The organism is Gemmatimonas sp. (assembly GCF_021298855.1).
Taxonomy (GTDB): domain Bacteria; phylum Gemmatimonadota; class Gemmatimonadetes; order Gemmatimonadales; family Gemmatimonadaceae; genus Gemmatimonas.
In genome coordinates this window covers 30784-47289 of record NZ_JAJTHI010000038.1, presented here as the reverse complement: position 1 = coordinate 47289, position 16506 = coordinate 30784, and the positions used below count along the sequence as shown (strand labels likewise).

Here is a 16506-nt window from a genome sequence, read left to right as displayed (position 1 = left end):
TCCGCCGCCGGCAACGCCGCCCCCCGACCCCGACCCACGTTGTGGCATCGCGTTCCTGCATCGCGTTGGCGCACGCGCTCCTCATCGTGGGCGCCAACGCGTTTCTGCCAACACGTAGGTGCCAACGCGTCCCTGCCAACGCGTCGGCGATCGCGCGCCGTTGCCCCGCGTAGTCCCCAGCCGGCTAGCGCGACACGAAGAGCCAGACCGCGCTGCCGATACCGATGAGTGAGACCGCGCCTCGCACCCACGCCTGCGGCACCTTCTGCGCGAGCCCCGACATGGCGTAGCCGCCGGCACTCGAGCCGAGCGCCATGACCAGCGCAATGGGCCAGTTCACCAGCCCCTTCACCGCGAAGGTGATGGCGGCAATGCCGTTGAAGCAGATGCCGTTGAAGTTCTTGAGGCCGTTCATGCGGTGGATGTTGGTCATCCCCATGAGGCCAAATGCCGCCAGCATCACGATGCCGGCGCCGGCGCCGAAGTAGCCACCGTAGATGGCCACCACGTACTGCCCCAGCATCATGGCGCGCGTGGGCTCGATGGGCGTGGGCCCGTGCGGCACTTCGGTGATGTAATGCCGCAGCCATTGCATGACCTTGCCTTGGAAGGCGAAGAGCAGGGTGGCGCCGAACACCAGCCACGGCACGATGGCGCGGAACTGCTCGTCGGAGGTGGCCATGAGCAGGGCGGCCCCCGTGAGACCGCCCAGCAGGCTGGGGATCGCGAGCTTCACGGCCCACCGCTCGGCGCCCTGCAGTTCGCGGCGATACCCCATCATGCTGGCAAAGGACCCGGGCCAGAGCGCCACGGTACTGGTGGCGTTGGCAGCGACCGGCGTGACCCCCAGCCCCAGCAGCGCCGGGAAGGTGAGCAGAGTGCCGCCGCCGGCAATGGAGTTCACCGCGCCGCTGATGGCGGATACCGCGGCGATGGCGGCCAGTTGGGACGGAGTAGGCTGCGAGAGGAGCATGCAGGAAGGATCACCCCGCGCGCCCCGCTCCGCGACCCATGGCGTGGGATCCGCGACGCTGACGGAGGTCAGCGCCGCGGCGTGTGCGCAGGGCTGTCGCGACGCTGACGGAGGTCAGCGCCACGGCGTGTGCTCAGGGCTGTCGCGACGCCAGAGCCAGGCAGACCCACCCCGCGATGAAGCAGACCCCGCCCAACGGCGTGATGGCACCGAGCGCGCGGATACCGGTGAAGGTCATCGCGTAGAGCGAGCCCGAAAAGAGCAGGGTGCCCGCCAGGAAGAGCCAGCCGGCCGCGGTGCCCACCGTGGACGGCGCGCGGGAAACGACCCAGGCCACCGCGATGAGCGCCAGGGCGTGATACATCTGATACCGGGCGCCCGTTTCGAACACCTCGAGCAGGCGCGGTTCGACGCGCGCGCGCAGGGCGTGGGCCCCGAAGGCGCCGGCGGCCACGGAAATGCCGGCGGAGAGCGCGCCGATGAGGAGGAAAAGGCGGTCCATTGCTGGAAACCTAGTGAGCGGCTCCTCCGCACTGTAGAGTATGCGCAGCCTCTTACCCCAAGGACTGCTCATGCTCCCCTTCTGCTCCCGGCCGTGCGCACTGGCGGCGGGAACCCTGGCCGTCACCGTACTGGCGGTCACTGCGCTGGCGGGCCAACCGCTGTCGGCCCAACCCGCGCCCTCCTCGGCCGGCCTCCCGCTCAAGGCCGCCCGCACCCACACCTTCACCACGAGCAAGGGCACGTGGATGAGCGTGGATGTCTCGCCCGATGGGCAGACGCTCGTCTTCGACCTGTTGGGTGACCTGTACACCATGCCCGTGGCCGGCGGTACCGCCACGCGGCTCACCAGCGGCATGGCCTACGATGCCCAGCCGCGCTTCTCCCCTGACGGCAAGTCGGTGGTGTTCGTCTCCGACCGGTCCGGCGGCGACAACGTGTGGACGCTGGCGCTCGACACGCGCGACAGCACGCAGGTGACGAAGGGGAACAACAACCTGTACGTCTCGCCCGAGTACGCTCCCGACGGCAAGTACATCGTGGCCTCACGCAGCGGTGGCCTGGGCGGCACGGCGAAGCTGTGGATGTACCATGTGGACGGTGGCAACGGGGTGCCGCTCAGCACGCAGCCCGCCGCGCCGCCAAATCAGAAGCAGCTGGGCGCCGCGTTCGGCAACAACCCGCGGTTCATGTGGTTTGCCACCCGCACGGGCGACTGGCAGTACAACAGCATTGGTCCCCAGTATCAGCTGGCCGTGTGGGACCGTGAGACGGGACGCGTATCGCAGATGAGCACGCGCTACGGATCGGGGGCGCGCCCGGCGCTCTCCCCCGACGGCAAGTGGCTGGTGTATGCCACGCGTTTCGAAACGAAGACGGGACTCATGCGCCGCAACCTCGAGACGCAGCAGGAAGAGTGGCTGGCGTTCCCCGTGCAGCGTGACGACATGGAGTCGCGCGCGCCCATGGATGCCTATCCGGGCTATGCCTTCACGCCCGATTCGAAGGCCATCGTGGTGAGTTACGGCGGCGAGTTCTGGCGGGTGCCCATCGACAAGACGGCGCCGGTGAAGATTCCCTTCACCGCCGAAGTGAAGCTGGAGCTGGCCCCCGAGGTGAAGTTCGCGTACAAGGTGGACACCACGCCCACTTTCACGGCGCGGCAGATTCGCGATCTGCAGCCGTCGCCCGACGGCAAGTCGCTGGCGTTCACGGCGCTCGACCGCCTGTACGTGATGGCGTTCGCCGACATGAAACCCGCGCGCGTGTCGAGCGCGGCGCATGGCGAGTTCAACCCCGTGTGGTCGCCCGACGGCAAGTCGCTGGCGTACGTGACCTGGGAAGACGCGCGCGGTGGCCAGATCATGCGCGCCGATCGTGACGCCAAGGGCGTGTGGCGGACGCGCGCGCTCAGCACCGTGGCCGGGCTGTACACCGACCTGGCATGGGCGCCCACCGGCGCGCGCCTCGTGGCCTCGCGCGCGGCCGCACGAGAAATGCAGGAAGCCGGCGGCGCCTTCTTCGGCCCCGCGGCCGCCGAGCTGGTGTGGCTGCCGGCCACCGGGGGCGCGGTGAATCTCATCATGCCGGCGGGCGGGATGAGCACGCCGCACTTCACCCGCGACAGCACGCGCATCTTCGCCTACAGCGTCAGCGGCGGGCTGCAGTCGTTCCGCTGGGACGGCACCGACATCAAGACGCACCTGCGCGTGACCGGGCCCATGCCGCCGAACGCGGGGAACCTGGACGGCGCGTTGGTGGCCAAGGAGGCGAAGCTCACCTTCGGCGGCCGATCGGCCCGTCCGGTCAGTCAGGGCATGCACCTCGACGACGGCCACGACATGGAGCCCACGCCGTCGGCGCCGCCGGCCTCGCTCATCGTGATGTCGCCCACTGGTGACCAGGCGCTGGCCACGGTGGGGATGGATCTCTACACCGTGACCGTGCCGCTCGTGGGGGCCACGCCCCCCACGGTGAGCGTGGCGTCGCCGGAGGCGGCGCCGGTACCGGTGAAGAAGCTCAACACCATTGGCGGCGAGTTCGCCACCTGGGCGGCCGATGGGCGCAAGGTGCACTGGGGGCTGGGCAACGCGCTCTTCACCTACGATCTCGACCGCGCGAAGGTGGTGGAGGATTCGCTGAAAGCCGAGGACAAGCGAAAGGCGCGGCTGCGGGCCGACACCACAAAGTCGGTGAAGGACAGCATCGCGCGTGCCGATTCGATCGCCAAGGCCGACACCACCAAGAAGACGCCGCCCGGCTACAAGGCGAGCGAGCTGCGCGTCGAGGTGGCCGGCCTGCGTGACCTGCCCAAGGGCACGGTGGTGTTTCGCTGGGCGAAGGCCATCACGATGAAGGGGAAGGAGATCATCGAAAACGCCGACCTCGTGGTGAAGGACCAGCGCATCGTGGCGGTGGGGGCGCGCGGCAGCGTGACCATTCCCGAGGGGGCCACGATCATCGACGCCACCGGCAAGGTGATCATGCCCGGCATGGTGGACACGCACTACCACCCGCAGTGGCTCACGCCCAACATCCACAACACGCAGACGTGGCAGTACCTGGCCACGCTCGCGTACGGCACCACCACCACGCGTGATCCGCAGACCGCCACGACCGACTTCCTGTCGTACAGCGATCGGGTGGAGAACGGGGAGATGATCGGGCCGCGCATCTACACCACGGGCCCTGGCGTCTTCAGCGCCGAGCCGGTGCGGGACCTCGCGCACGCGAAGGACATCCTCACGCGCTACGCCAGGTACTACGACACCAAGACGCTCAAGATGTACATGAGCGGCAACCGCCAGCAGCGGCAGTGGATCATCATGGCGGCGCGGGAGCTGGGGATCATGCCCACCACCGAAGGCGGGCTCGATCAGAAGCTCAACATCACCCATGGCATCGACGGCTACCCGGGTATCGAGCACACGTTGCCCATCACGCCCAAGTTCGACGACGTGTTCGAGTGGTACAAGGCCACCCAGGTGACGAACTCGCCCACGCTGGTGGTGGAGTACGGTGGGCCGTTCGGTGAGGGATGGTTCTATCAGACCGAGGATCTGCTGAACGACACGAAGCTGCGTCGCTTCACCCATCCGGTGGACTTCGACAGCAAGGTGCGGCGTCGTGGGGCGGGCAACGCCCCCGGACCGGCGGGCTTCGCGGTGAAGGAGGAGTACGCCATGTGGCAGCACGCCGAGGATCTCGCGAAGACCGTCGAGCGTGGTGGCCGTGTGGGTGTTGGCAGCCACGGTCAGCTGCAGGGGTTGGGCATGCACTGGGAGCTGTGGCTGGTGCAGTCCGGCGGCATGAGCACCCACGACGCCCTGCGCGCGGCCACCATCGTGGGTGCCGAGGCGATTGGCCTGGGCGGCGAGATCGGGTCGCTCGAACCCGGCAAGTTTGCCGATCTGCTGGTGCTGGATGCGGACCCGCTGGTGAACATCCGCAACACCAACACCCTGCGCATGGTGATGGTGAACGGCCGGCTCTTCGACGCGAATACGCTGGACGAAGTGCACCCGCGCCGGAAGCCGCTGGTGAAACAGCCGTGGAGCTACACGGTGCCGGTGGCGGGCGCGGGCATGCGCTGACCCGCGGACAGGTCATTGGGAGGAATACGACGGGCGCAGGCGGACCGGTTTCCGCCTGCGCCCCTTTCTTGTGCCGGACCGGGTGCCGGCAACGGCGGCGAAACGACAGCCGGGCGTGGTCCGTGCTACGCGGTTCGTGCCACCACCGTGCCCGGGTCGGGCATTCCCTTACGCGGGGAAGAACGGGCGGTCGCATCGTAGGGGGGCGTTCCCGGCGATTCGATCACGCAACCCGGAGTCCCTCCATGCCGATGCCGGCCTTCACGTCGCTCGAAATCCCGCACGGCGGCGCCAGTGGCGCCGGCTGGCGCTTTGCCCGGTGCGCCCTGCTCGTGGTGAGTGTGGCAGCCTGTGGTGGCGGGTCGACCGAAAGCGTGGTGCCGTCGCCCACACCGACTCCGGTGCCCGGCGCGGCCAAGGTGCCCGGCACCGGCCAGACGCTGTGCTTCGACGACTCCGCACCGATCACCTGCCCCGCGCGTGGGCAGGCATTCTCCGGGCAGGACGGCAGCACACCGGGCCCGACGCCGAGCTTCCGCCTCAACGGCGACGGCACCGTGACCGATCTGAACACGGGCCTCACCTGGACGAGCGCGGTCGCGGGTCCCATGTCGTGGAGCGAGGCGCAGACCAGCGCCGCCGCGCTGCGCACCGGTGGCCACGCCGATTGGCGCGTGCCGACCATCAAGGAGCTCTACACGCTCATCGATTTCGGACGCGGCTACTTCTCGACGGTCGCCACGACCTCCATCCCGTTTCTGGACACGTCCCGGTTCGCATTCGCCTACGCCCCGGGTGAGCGGTTCTTCGACGTGCAACTGTGGTCGTCCACCGCCTATGTGGCCACGACGATGAACAACGACGCCACGGTGTTCGGGGTGAACTTCGCCGATGGGCGCATCAAGGGGTACCCGCGCGATGAACCCGGCTCCGCCGGTGCGGTGCCGCAGCGGATGCGGGTGCGGTACGTGCGTGGACCGGCGTACGGCGCGAACCGCTTCACGGATCAGGGCAACGGCACGGTGATGGACGCCGCCACGGGTCTCGTGTGGCAGCAGATCGACGACGGTGTGGTCCGTCCCTGGCGCGAGGCGCTCGCCGCCTGCGTGGCGCTCACACTGGGCGGGGCCACGGATTGGCGGCTGCCCAATGCCAAGGAATTGCACACGATCGTTGACTACACCCGCGCGCCGGCCGCGACCGGCAGCGCGGCGATCGCGCCGCCACTGCAGGTGAGCAGGGTGGAATCCTACTTCTGGACCTCCACCACGATTGCGGACGGACCGGCCGACGCGAAGTACGGCAAGGCGGTGTACGTCGCGTTCGGGCGGGCGCTGGGGTATATGGAGATGCCACCGGGCTCCGGGCGGCGGCAACTGCTCGACGTGCACGGGGCGGGTGCGCAGCGCGCCGACTTCAAGCGCGGCGATCCGGCGCAGTACCCGAACGGCTTCGGCCCGCAGGGGGACGAGGTTCGCATTGCCAATGCCGTGCGCTGCGTGCGCGGCGGGCGCTGACGGTCCGCGCCGTCGCGTGGCAGCGTGGCGACCTCCGGCGTGCCGGCCGCGTCACTCCCGCCGGCGCGCCTGCACCGCATCGTTCCAGGAGGCGGTCACCGTGATGCGCATCCCTTCCGGGGTGCGCACGAACACGCGCGTCGACACGCCGGTGAGCGTGTCGCCGGGCGTGGGCACCCCCACGTAGCGGTAATACCCGTACACGACACCGGGGGCGAGCGGCACCACGCGCATCTCCCGCACGATGAGCGTGTCGGGCCAGGCGTTGTCGGTGATGGCCGGCCACCCGGCATAGCCGGTCTCGAGTGCGTTCGGCGAGTGCCGCACCAGCCGCTCGGTGTGCACATAGGTGGCGAGATAGCGCGCCTTGTCGCGCTTGTGGATGGCGTCGAGGTTCTCGCGAAAGGTCGCGAGCGCGTCGGCCGAGTCGCGGGCGGCGGTGTTCGGCGACTGTGCCGAGGCCGCCGACGCGCACAGGGCCGCGGCGATCGTGGCACCAATGACGCGCGAAATGCGAAACGTGGTCCAACCCGTCACTCGGGGCATGCGGGGGCTCCCATGGATGAATGTCCGTACCCGACGCGTCATGGCCGTGGCCTGGAGACCGCCGGGATACCGGCCTGCGCGGCGGCGGTATTGAGTCGATCGAGCAGCGGGCCAAGCACCCGCTCTGCGCGGGCCCGCACCGCCGTCCACTGCGCGGCCAGTTCCGTCTCGCGAGCCACGCGGGCGGCGGTGGGCCGCCCTTCGGCCGACCCGCTGCCGTAGCCACCGTCGCCGACCAGCGCACCGTACAGCGTCTGGTACTGCATCGCGAGCCCGGCCGGGCCCGCCGGTCCGGTGGGACGTGCCGGCCCCGTTTCCGCATCGATCGCGTCGGCCGCGCGCACGACGCTGTCGGCCGCCGCCGCCACGGCCGCCGCAGCGTGCGCCCGAAGCGGCGCGGCGCCGGCACGCACGTCGCGCAGCGCGTCCAGCGTGCGCGTGAGCACCGACAGACTGTCACGCACGCGCACGGCCAGCGCATACTGCGCGGCGTAATCGGTCTGCGTGTGCCCCGCCGTGGGGTTGGGCACGATCTGCAGCGGGCGCTCCTGAGTGACGCCGCCGGCGACCAGCCGCACGGTGTAACGCCCCGGCGGCATCTTCACCCCACGCCCCCGTTGCCCCTGCGGATCCCGCGCCGATCGGGGGCCCGGGCCACGCAGATCCCACACCACCCGATGGGCCCCGGCGGTGGCCAGCGTGCTGTCGCCACGCCACGTCCGTAGCACCTGCCCCGTGCTGTCGCGGACCTCGAGCGCCAATCCCGGCTGCGCCTGCGAGAGCGTGTAGTGCAGCATGGCCCCGAACGGGCGGTCATCGGGAAGCACGAGGTCCACCTCCTGCAGCGGCACGCCAATCGTGCCACGTTCCGCCGGCCGCGGGGTGAACAGCCGGGCCACGCCCACCGTGGTGTCGGTGGCGAGTTCACGCACGGGCGTGAGATCATCAAGGACCCAGAACGACCGCCCCTGCGTGGACACGACGAGATCGCCCCGATGCACCCGGAGGTCGGTGACGGGCGTGCGCGGCAGATTGCCTTGCAGCGGGCGCCAGCGCCCCCCGTTGTCGAACGACACGAACAGGCCGAATTCCGTGCCGGCGTACAGCAGCCCCCGGCGTTCGGGGTCTTCGCGCACGACCCGCACGAAGTGATCAGACGGGAGCCCGCCCGGCCCGGTGCCGAGGCGTGTCCACGTCCGGCCGAAATCGTCGGTGCGCCACACGTACGGGGTGAAGTCGTCCACGCGGTAGCGATGCACGGCCACGAAGGCGCGACCGGGATCGTGTGGCGACACCTCCACGCGATTGACGGTCGCGTACGGCGGCATGCCGGGTGGCGTGATGTCACGCCAGTTGCCCCCGTGGTCCCGGGTGAGGTGCACACGACCGTCGTCCGTGCCCACCCAGATGGTGCTGGCCTCATGCGGGGACGGCACGACGCTGAAGATCGTGCCGAACATCTCCACGCCGGTATTGTCCGGCGTGATGGGGCCGCCGGACCAACGTTGCAGGGTGGTGTCGTTGCGCGAGAGGTCGGGGGAGATGCGGGTCCATGTATCGCCGGCGTCGCGGCTCACGTAGAGATACTGACTCGCGTGGTACACGGTGCGCGGATCGTGCGGGCTCACCACGATGGGTGATACCCACTGCCAGCGATCGCGCAGCGCGACCGGTGCCGCCTGCTGACTCTCGAGCCCGAGGCCCACACTCACCCGGGAGTCGCGCGCCACGTCGTAGCGATTGAGGTTGCCACCGTAACAGCCACCGAAGATCAGGGTGGGGTGGTCGGGGTGCAGCGCTACCGGCCCGGTTTCGCACCCCGCCGCATAGCCCCACTCCTGCTGCGGGCGCAGCGAATTGCCCAGCCGCCGCGACAGCACGCTGATGGCCGAGTTGTCCTGCTGCGATCCGTATACGCGATACGGATGCTGGTGGTCCACCACCACGTCGTACAGCTCGGCGGTGGGCTGGTTGTACATCGTGCTGAAGGTGCGCCCGCCGTTGAGCGTCACCACCGTGCCGCCGTCGTCCGACAGCGCGAAGATGCGCGGGGTGCGCGGATTGATCCACAGGTCGTGCGTGTCGCCGTGCGGCACGGGCACCTGCTCGAACGTTCGCCCGCCGTCGGTGCTACGCAGCAGGGGCGTGCTGAGCACCCAGACGGTGTTGGCATTGGTGGGGTCGGCCACCACGTGCGTGTAGTAGAACGGCCGGGCGCGCACGCGCGCGTCGTCGGAGACCAGACGCCACGACGCGCCGCGATCGTCGCTGCGGTAGAGCCCCCCCTGCGTGGCGTGCTCGACAAGGGCGAACACGCGATCCGGGTTGGCCGCCGAGATGGCGAGCCCCACCTTGCCCACGAGCCCGGCAGGAAGGCCACCACCGAGCTTCGTCCAGCTGGTACCGCCGTCGGTACTCTTGTACACGCCACCAGCCGGCCCGCCCGAGATCATCGTCCACGGCTTGCGCTCGGCGCGCCAGGCGCCTGCGTACAGCTCGCGCGCATTGGCGGGGTTGAGCGCCAGCGACACGACCCCGGTGGAATCGTCGAGCGTCAGCACGCGCTGCCAGGTGGCGCCGCCGTCGGTGGTGCGAAACACGCCGCGGTCCGGGTTCTTGCCGAATGGATGGCCCACGGCGGCCACCCACACGACATCCGGATTGTCCGGATGCACGATGAGCTCCCCGATGGCGCCCGATTCGCGCAGCCCGCGAAACTGCCACGTGCGCCCGCCATCGGTCGAGCGCCATACCCCACGGCCCACCGACGAGTTGCCGCGAATGGACGCGGACCCGGTTCCCACCCAGATCACGTCGGGGTCGCTGTCCGCCACATCGATGGCCCCGATATTCCCCACATCGAGGAAGCCGTCGGTGATGTTGGTCCAGTGCGTGCCGGCATCGTCGGTCTTCCAGACCCCGCCGCCAGTGGTGCCCATGTAGAACTCGTGTGGGCGCTCGGCAATCCCGGTCACCGCCGTGGCACGACCGCCCCGGTGCGGGCCGATCATGCGAAAGTGGAGCGGCACCGCCGGGTCGGAGCGCGGCTGGGCCAGAAGGGGGGCCGCCCCCATGATGACCGCAAATGACAGCAGACCAGCGACCTGCATGCAGACCTCGGCGATTGTCTGGATGGCGACCCGCGGCACCACATGGGCATGACCGGGGGATTCCTGCCCCGCCAAGCTAGGCGGCGGCGAACGCCCGCGCTCTGCCAACCACCGTGGCGCCGGTCCCCCGGTTGCGGGCGGGACCGGCGCCGAACCCACGACCGGGAGCCCGACCCCGGCCCCGTTACTTCGGCCCGATCACGTACTCCCTGGGCGGCGTCGCGCCCAGGAGATGCTGCACGAAGTAGTCCCAGCGGCGGCGCATCATGTAGTTCGTGGCCGCACCAAAGCCGTGCGCCGCGTTGGGAATCATGAGCAGGTCGAAGTCCTTGCCCGCCTTGATGAGCGCGTCCACCACCAGATACGTGTTGTCGGGCGGCACATTGTCGTCGAGCGTGCCGTGCGCCAGCAGCAGCTTGCCCTTGAGATTCTTCGCCAGCGTCTGGTTGGCCTCGGCTTCGTAGTTGTCACTGGCCCCATTGCGCACCAGCAGGCCGTGGTAGCGCTCACCCCAGTCGTCTTCGTAGTTGCGGTTGTCGTGATTGCCAGACTCCGCAATGCCCACCTTGAAGAAGTCCGGGTAGCGGAACATGGCGCCGGCCGTGGCAAACCCACCGCCGCTGTGCCCCCAGATCCCCACCTTGTCGAGATCGATGAACGCATGACGGCGCGCCAGTTCGCGCATGGCCGCGATCTGATCGGGGAGCGTGTTGTCGCCCATGCGGCCGTAGTAGGCGTCGTGGAACGACTTCGAGCGCGTCGGGTTGCCGGTACCGTCGATGGCCACCACGATGAAGCCCAGTTCCGCCAGCGCCTGATTGTCGCGCGTGGAGGGCGTGAACTGCCGCGAGCCCACCGAGCCGCCCTGGGGCCCCGGATAGATGTAGTTGATGATCGGGTACTTCTTCGTGCTGTCGAGCGTGGTGGGCGTCCACATGAGGCCATGCAGGTCCCACTTGCCGTCGCGATCCTTGGTGGTGATGCGCGTGGGCGGCTTCCACCCCATGGCCACGAGCTTGCTGATGTCCCCCTTCTCGAGCGTGGCAATGAGCTTGCCCGTGCGCGCGTCGCGCAGCACCGCGGTGGGCGGCAGGTCGGGGCGCGACCAGCTGTCCACGAAGTGCGTCCCGGTGGGCGAGAGCGACACGTTGTGGTCGCCGTCCTCCGGCGTGAGCAGCGTCAGCCCCTTGCCGTCCATGCCGATGCGGTAGAGATGGCGGAAGTACGGGTCGCGCCCCGCCTCCTTGCCCGCCGCGACGAACCAGATGGTGCGCGACTTGGGGTCGATGCGCTGAATGTCGAGCACCGTGCCGTCGCCGGTGGTGATCTTGTTCTTGAGCGTGCCCGTGGTGAGGTCGTAGAGGTACAGCTGCCCCCAGTCGTCACGCTCGGAGAACCAGATCACCTCGTTGCTGGCGGGGAGCACGCGCCAGTTCTGGTCGCCATCGCCGCTTTCGAACTGCGTGGCCACTTCCTCGCGCAGCACGTCACGCACCTCGCCCGTGGTGGCGTCGGCCACGCGCAGCGTGGCAATCTTGTGGTCACGCGAATTGCTGAGGAACGCCACCGTGCTGCCGTCGGGGAACCACTCCGTATCGGCCAGCTTGCCGCCGCAGGCGATGTGGTCGCACACCGAGCTGCGATGCTGGTCGGGAGGCATCCTGAAGCGCACGACCTTGGGCGCGGTGCCCGAGAGATCGACGACCACGCGCTCGATCATGGTGATGGTGCTGTCACCCGGCAGCGGGTACTTCCACTGCAGCAGCTCGGGGTGCCCCACCTTGTAGCGCACCAGGTACATCTCCCCCGTCTTGCGCTGGTCCTGCTGGAAGGTGGCAATCTTCTTCGAGTCGGGGGACCAGAGCAGAATGGCGCGGTTGCTGTGCACCCAGCCGGCGTTGTCGGTGGCGTAGCCGTAGTCGGGTGCGCCGTCGGTGGTCAGCGCTGTTTCCTGATTGGTGGCCACATCCCGCACCCACAAGTTCCAGTCGCGAATGAACGCCGCCTTGCTGCCATCGGGGGAGAGCACTTCGGGGGCGTTGCCGCGGTTGCGCGGAGTGGCGCGCGGCGTCTCCGGCGGGCAGGCGGCCCCGGCGGTGGCGCAGTTGGTCTTCACCCCCTTGGCGTTCACGAGCAGGAGCGGCTGGGTCCCATCGCTCTGGCGCACGCGGTAGGTGAAGCGCCCGTCAGGGAGCCAGGCGGGCTGCACGCCGGTGTTGGAAACGAGCGGCTGCGTGTTGAAGCCGAGGAACTTCTCGGCCCGGGCGTAGTCGGCCGCGGTGAGCGCGCGGGGTTGGGCCTGGGCCGCCGCGGGCGCGAGCAGGGCCCAGGGGGTGGCCGCCGCAACGGCGGTCAGGAGAACGGAGCGACGCATTGGATGGTCTGGGGTAGGGGAAACCAACTCCGGAAATTCGCCCCCGGGGGCGGGTCGGGAAAGTCCGGCGTGCGGCGCGGAATCCTTTGGCCCATCTTCCGGCTCTCCACAGTGAGGACCCGCGATCCCGTTCGGGACCGGTACACTCCCCACCCTCACCGGAGATACGTCCATGTCGGCCCTGCTCAAGAAGAACGTCGGTACGATCGATCGGGCGCTGCGCTTCGCCCTCGGCATTGCCCTGCTGTCCATGGCGTTCACCGGCCCGAAGGCGGCGTGGGGATTCCTTGGCATCATCCCGCTGCTCACCGCCACGTTGAGCAGCTGCCCGCTCTACACGATCCTGGGCTTCTCCACCTGCAAGGTGCGCCAGCCCTCGTGATCAGCGATGCGGTGCTGCTGGCCGCATCCGCGGCGGGTGACACGGGTGCCTTCGAGACGTTCATGCGAAGGCACCAGGCCCCCGTGGCGCGCTACCTGCGCACCTTCACCGGGTCGGCCGACGTGGACGACGCCGTGCAGGACACCTTCATTGCGGTGTGGCGCAGTGCCGGGCACTTCCGGGGCACCGGGCACGACGGCGGGGCGCGCGGGTGGCTCTACACCATTGCCCGCCACGCCGTGCATCACCAGCAGCGGCGTCGTGTCGACGAGCCGGCGCAGCTGGAAAGCATCGAGCAGCTCGCCGAACAGGCGGGGTGGGGGAGTCTGCCGGAGGCGACGGCCGACGCCGATGACCGCGCGCTGCACGAACTGCTGCAGGTGGCCCTCGCGCGCCTGCCGCAGGAAGAGCGTGAGGTGCTCACGCTCCGCGAGCTCGACGGTTTCTCCGGCGACGAAACGGCGGCGATTCTCCAGGTCAGTGTGGCGGCCATGAAGAGCCGCCTGCATCGCGCCCGCATCCATCTCGCCGCCGTCGTGCGCTCGCTCGAGCATATCGCGGCACCCCCCGCAGCGCCTCGCGACTCCACTCACACCGGTAGCGCACCATGAACGATCACGGACTCGATACGATCGTGGCGGGTGTCCGCTGTCGCGACGTGCTGGCCGACCTGTCGGACTTTCTCGATGGCGCACTCGGCGCCCCGCGAGTGGCCGAACTGCAGGGGCACCTGGCCGCATGCAGCAACTGCGCGCGCTTCGGCGGACACATAGCGCGCACGCTCACCGCGCTGCGCCGCGCGATGCCCGAGGAGACGAGAGACCAGGGCCCCGCAGTCCTCGCCCGCATTCGAGCGGGAAGATAGCCGCGAGACGACCGCGTCGAGTCTCAGAGTTGAGCGGGAGGCGGGAGACGGGAGACGGGAGGCGGGAGACGCTGAGCATGAGCCCGGATAGCAGTGAAGCTGAGTGTTCTCGCGGTGAGAGTCGAGGACTCAACTCTCGCTGCTTGGCCACTCAGCTTCACCGCTATCCAAGCTCAACTCTCCCTCGCCCCACTGAACACGCAACTCGATCACTCGCATCTCACCGCTCTCCGTTCAGCCCGCCGCGATGGCCGCGGCCGTTCGCAGTCCCACGGCCGCGAACGTGAGCGTGCCGTTGCAGCATCCCGCGGTGGGCTGCGTGGGCGCGCCCGCCACCCACAGGTTCTCGTGGTCGTGCGCGCGCCCCTCGGCGTTCACCACGCTGCTGGCGGGGTCGGTTCCCATGCGGCAGCCGCCCGTGGGATGCTCCTGCCCCAGGTCGTTGGCGCTGTTCTCCATGCGCAGGATCTCGCCGTTCCCCGCGCGGGCCATGCGCCGGAACAGCTCGCGCAGCTGCTCCTCCTGCCACTCGCGAAGCGCCGCGCTTTCGGGGGCATCGCGGAAGGCCACGGTGGGCATGGGGTCACCAAAGCGGTTGCGCTGCGTGTCGTGCAGCGTGAGGCGACTGTCGCGATCGGGGAGCACGTCGTAGTAGCCACGCACGCGCGCCGTGGCGCCCTTGGCGCGCCGCTGCCAGTCCTGCAGCATGGCATCGCCCAGCAGCAGGGCACCGTCGTCGCCACGCAGCCGCGGTTCGCGCCCCACGCTCGACTCCCAGATGCGCAGGTCGTGCCGCAGGTAGCGCGACTGGCGGCCGGGGCGCATGAACTGCTTGCTCACCAGCGAGTGCTGCGCGTTGATCCCCGGCAGCAGCTCGAGCGGCAGCCGCAGGTACGCATTCACGTTGCGATGTCCCGCCAGATAGCGCCCCACGAGGCCGCTGCGGTTGGCGAGTCCCTCGGGGAACGCGCTGCTGCGGGAGAGCAGCAGCAGATGCGGCGACCACACGAAGCCCGCGGCCAGCACGAAAGTGGTGGCGCGAATCTCCACCGGCGCGCCGCTGCGGTCGGTGCGGTTGCCCGTGGCGTGCGTGATGCGGCCGGTGCGCGCGTCGGCCTCGAGGCGGCGCACGAGGGTTTCGGTGAGCAGCGTGACCTTGCGCTCACGCACCAGCGCCTCCCACGTGAAGTCGGGAGAATACTTGGCGCCGGTGGGGCACACGGGGTAGCAGCTGTCGCACCGCTGGCACTGCGCGCGTCCCGCGAACGGCGTGCTGTTCTTGGCGCTGGGCGTGCTCCACGCGGCAATGCCCGCGTTGCCCGCCCATTGCTGCAGCTGCGCGAGGTTGTGGTTCACCGGCAGCGGCGGCAGCGGGTACGGCTTGCCGCGGGGATCGAGTGCGGGCGGCCCCTGTTCTCCCGCCACGCCCATGCGCTCCTCGGCTTCCTGATAGAACGGATCGAGGTCGTCGTAGCTGAAGGGCCAGTCGTCACCCAGGCCGTACAGCGACTTCACACGAAAGTCTTCGGGCGAATAGCGCGGTGAGACGCCGCCCCAGTGCATCGCCAGGCCGCCCACGTGCATGCTGGGCGAGTAGCCCCACGTGGTGCCGAAGGCGTTCTGATCGTCGAGGTGGTCCGACTTCCACGGGCTTTCGCCGTACGCGAGGTAGCGCTCGCGCGCGGCGGTGCGCTGCGCGAACGGGGTGGTGTGCGCGCCGGCCTCCACCACCAGAATGCGGCGCGATGAACGTTCGGCCAGGTGCGCCGCCATCATGGCGGCGGTGATGCCGCTGCCGATGATGCAGATGTCCGTCTCGTGTACCGCCGTGCTGCTGTCCTGCACGATCATGTCGTGCCCCCCGCCGGCGTGGCGGTGGGGGCCAACGGCAGCGGCGCCCGCACGGCGTCGTCGAGCTTGCGGCAGGTCAGCGGCGAGACCTGGGCCCCCAGCGCAAGGTTCCACGCCTCCGGTGAGGCGCTCCAGTGCGCCAGCAGGGCGAGCGCCACATGCCGTGCCGCCAGCGGCGCCGGCAGCCGTTCACCACCCTCGGCGCGCAGCGCAGCCTCCACCACGGCGGTGCGCTGGCCTGGTGTGGCGCGGACAAAGGGCACCCGTTGCGACTTGCGCGCCAGCATGTCGAGCGCGTCGAGCTGGGCGCGCCAGGCCGGCACCGGGTCTGCGGGCAGGTAGCGCACGTCGGCGTAGCCGTAGCCGTGCATCTCTTCCGCCACCGGATCGTACCCATCGGCCCACGCCACGAAACGGTCGGTGGCCGCGCGCACTCCCGCCTCGCCCAGCGCGGCCGGCAGCACGGTACTGGCCAGCGCGTCGAGCAGCACGCGGTCGAAGCCCACTCGGCGCGAGGCGGGCTGCTCGTCCACCGTGGCGGGTTCCTTCACATCGCAGGCGCTGCTGCCCACGGCGGCGGTGCCCACGGCCAGTACGCCGGCCGTCTTGAGAAAGTGCCGGCGCGCCGGCGCGGGCGGTGTGGCGTCGTCTGATCGCATGCGGCGGAAATGACGGCGCGGCGGGCCATGTCGCAAGCCGTGGCGCTTGATCCTTGCGCGTCAACGGGCGAGCGTTCCTCAGCGTCGCCGGCACGGTTCGCCGGGCTGGTTGGCGCCCATCACACCACTCGCACT

Annotated in this window: 12 protein-coding genes; 5 read left to right on the top strand and 7 right to left on the bottom strand. The window is 69.6% G+C overall.

Annotation, left to right across the window (positions count from 1 at the left end; all coding sequences use genetic code 11):
- Positions 1-184 precede the first annotated feature (184 nt).
- On the bottom strand, positions 185-973 hold the full coding sequence (locus LW840_RS12165) for a sulfite exporter TauE/SafE family protein (RefSeq protein ID WP_291269288.1): 789 nt from the start codon (positions 971-973) through the stop codon (positions 185-187).
- 133 nt (positions 974-1106) lie between these two features.
- Positions 1107-1475: a DUF423 domain-containing protein gene (locus LW840_RS12160; protein ID WP_291262031.1), complete on the bottom strand. Its 369-nt coding sequence runs from the start codon at positions 1473-1475 to the stop codon at positions 1107-1109.
- 40 nt (positions 1476-1515) lie between these two features.
- On the opposite strand from LW840_RS12160, the gene LW840_RS12155 reads away from it, so the two are divergent.
- Positions 1516-5067, top strand: a complete 3552-nt coding sequence (locus LW840_RS12155; RefSeq protein ID WP_291277063.1) for an amidohydrolase family protein — start codon at positions 1516-1518, stop codon at positions 5065-5067.
- Between the two features lie 245 nt (positions 5068-5312).
- Complete coding sequence (locus LW840_RS12150; RefSeq protein ID WP_291263626.1) at positions 5313-6584, top strand: DUF1566 domain-containing protein; 1272 nt, start codon at positions 5313-5315, stop codon at positions 6582-6584.
- Positions 6585-6635: 51 nt separating this feature from the next.
- On the opposite strand, the gene LW840_RS12145 is transcribed toward LW840_RS12150, so the two are convergent.
- The 3 genes from LW840_RS12145 to LW840_RS12135 all read right to left on the bottom strand — a co-directional run bounded on the left by LW840_RS12145 (position 6636) and on the right by LW840_RS12135 (position 12614).
- Positions 6636-7130: a hypothetical protein gene (locus LW840_RS12145; protein ID WP_291277062.1), complete on the bottom strand. Its 495-nt coding sequence runs from the start codon at positions 7128-7130 to the stop codon at positions 6636-6638.
- A 38-nt stretch (positions 7131-7168) separates the two neighbouring features.
- Positions 7169-10240, bottom strand: a complete 3072-nt coding sequence (locus LW840_RS12140; RefSeq protein WP_291277061.1) for a hypothetical protein — start codon at positions 10238-10240, stop codon at positions 7169-7171.
- 184 nt (positions 10241-10424) lie between these two features.
- Positions 10425-12614, bottom strand: a complete 2190-nt coding sequence (locus LW840_RS12135; protein ID WP_291277060.1) for a S9 family peptidase — start codon at positions 12612-12614, stop codon at positions 10425-10427.
- 172 nt (positions 12615-12786) lie between these two features.
- On the opposite strand from LW840_RS12135, the gene LW840_RS12130 reads away from it, so the two are divergent.
- Genes LW840_RS12130 through LW840_RS12120 form a run of 3 tightly spaced genes read left to right on the top strand, consistent with a single transcriptional unit; the run spans position 12787 to position 13861 of the window.
- Positions 12787-12996 carry a DUF2892 domain-containing protein gene (locus tag LW840_RS12130; RefSeq protein ID WP_291267006.1) on the top strand — a complete coding sequence of 70 codons (210 nt, stop codon included), beginning with the start codon at positions 12787-12789 and terminating at the stop codon, positions 12994-12996.
- Positions 12993-13607 (top strand): RNA polymerase sigma factor, encoded by a 615-nt coding sequence (locus tag LW840_RS12125; RefSeq protein ID WP_291267005.1) that lies wholly within the window; start codon positions 12993-12995, stop codon positions 13605-13607. The genes LW840_RS12130 and LW840_RS12125 overlap by 4 nt, the downstream gene beginning before the upstream one ends.
- Entirely contained in the window at positions 13604-13861 is a 258-nt protein-coding gene (locus tag LW840_RS12120; protein ID WP_291267004.1) for a zf-HC2 domain-containing protein, read from the top strand. Before LW840_RS12125 ends, LW840_RS12120 begins: the two co-directional genes overlap by 4 nt.
- Positions 13862-14095: 234 nt before the next feature.
- Here the strand turns inward: LW840_RS12120 and LW840_RS12115 are convergent, their stop codons facing one another.
- Positions 14096-15712, bottom strand: a complete 1617-nt coding sequence (locus LW840_RS12115) for a GMC family oxidoreductase (protein ID WP_291277059.1) — start codon at positions 15710-15712, stop codon at positions 14096-14098.
- A complete protein-coding gene (locus tag LW840_RS12110; RefSeq protein WP_291277058.1) occupies positions 15709-16371 on the bottom strand; it encodes a gluconate 2-dehydrogenase subunit 3 family protein in 663 nt (220 codons plus the stop codon). Before LW840_RS12110 ends, LW840_RS12115 begins: the two co-directional genes overlap by 4 nt.
- Positions 16372-16506: the final 135 nt, after the last annotated feature.

What these genes read in the sequence shown, in the direction of transcription:
- LW840_RS12165 (WP_291269288.1), bottom strand. Translation starts at nt 973, where the DNA reads ATGCTCCTCTCGCAGCCTACTCCGTCCCAACTGGCCGCCATCGCCGCG.
- LW840_RS12160 (WP_291262031.1), bottom strand. Translation starts at nt 1,475, where the DNA reads ATGGACCGCCTTTTCCTCCTCATCGGCGCGCTCTCCGCCGGCATTTCC.
- LW840_RS12155 (WP_291277063.1), top strand. Translation starts at nt 1,516, where the DNA reads ATGCGCAGCCTCTTACCCCAAGGACTGCTCATGCTCCCCTTCTGCTCC.
- LW840_RS12150 (WP_291263626.1), top strand. Translation starts at nt 5,313, where the DNA reads ATGCCGATGCCGGCCTTCACGTCGCTCGAAATCCCGCACGGCGGCGCC.
- LW840_RS12145 (WP_291277062.1), bottom strand. Translation starts at nt 7,130, where the DNA reads ATGCCCCGAGTGACGGGTTGGACCACGTTTCGCATTTCGCGCGTCATT.
- LW840_RS12140 (WP_291277061.1), bottom strand. Translation starts at nt 10,240, where the DNA reads ATGCAGGTCGCTGGTCTGCTGTCATTTGCGGTCATCATGGGGGCGGCC.
- LW840_RS12135 (WP_291277060.1), bottom strand. Translation starts at nt 12,614, where the DNA reads ATGCGTCGCTCCGTTCTCCTGACCGCCGTTGCGGCGGCCACCCCCTGG.
- LW840_RS12130 (WP_291267006.1), top strand. Translation starts at nt 12,787, where the DNA reads ATGTCGGCCCTGCTCAAGAAGAACGTCGGTACGATCGATCGGGCGCTG.
- LW840_RS12120 (WP_291267004.1), top strand. Translation starts at nt 13,604, where the DNA reads ATGAACGATCACGGACTCGATACGATCGTGGCGGGTGTCCGCTGTCGC.
- LW840_RS12115 (WP_291277059.1), bottom strand. Translation starts at nt 15,712, where the DNA reads ATGATCGTGCAGGACAGCAGCACGGCGGTACACGAGACGGACATCTGC.
- LW840_RS12110 (WP_291277058.1), bottom strand. Translation starts at nt 16,371, where the DNA reads ATGCGATCAGACGACGCCACACCGCCCGCGCCGGCGCGCCGGCACTTT.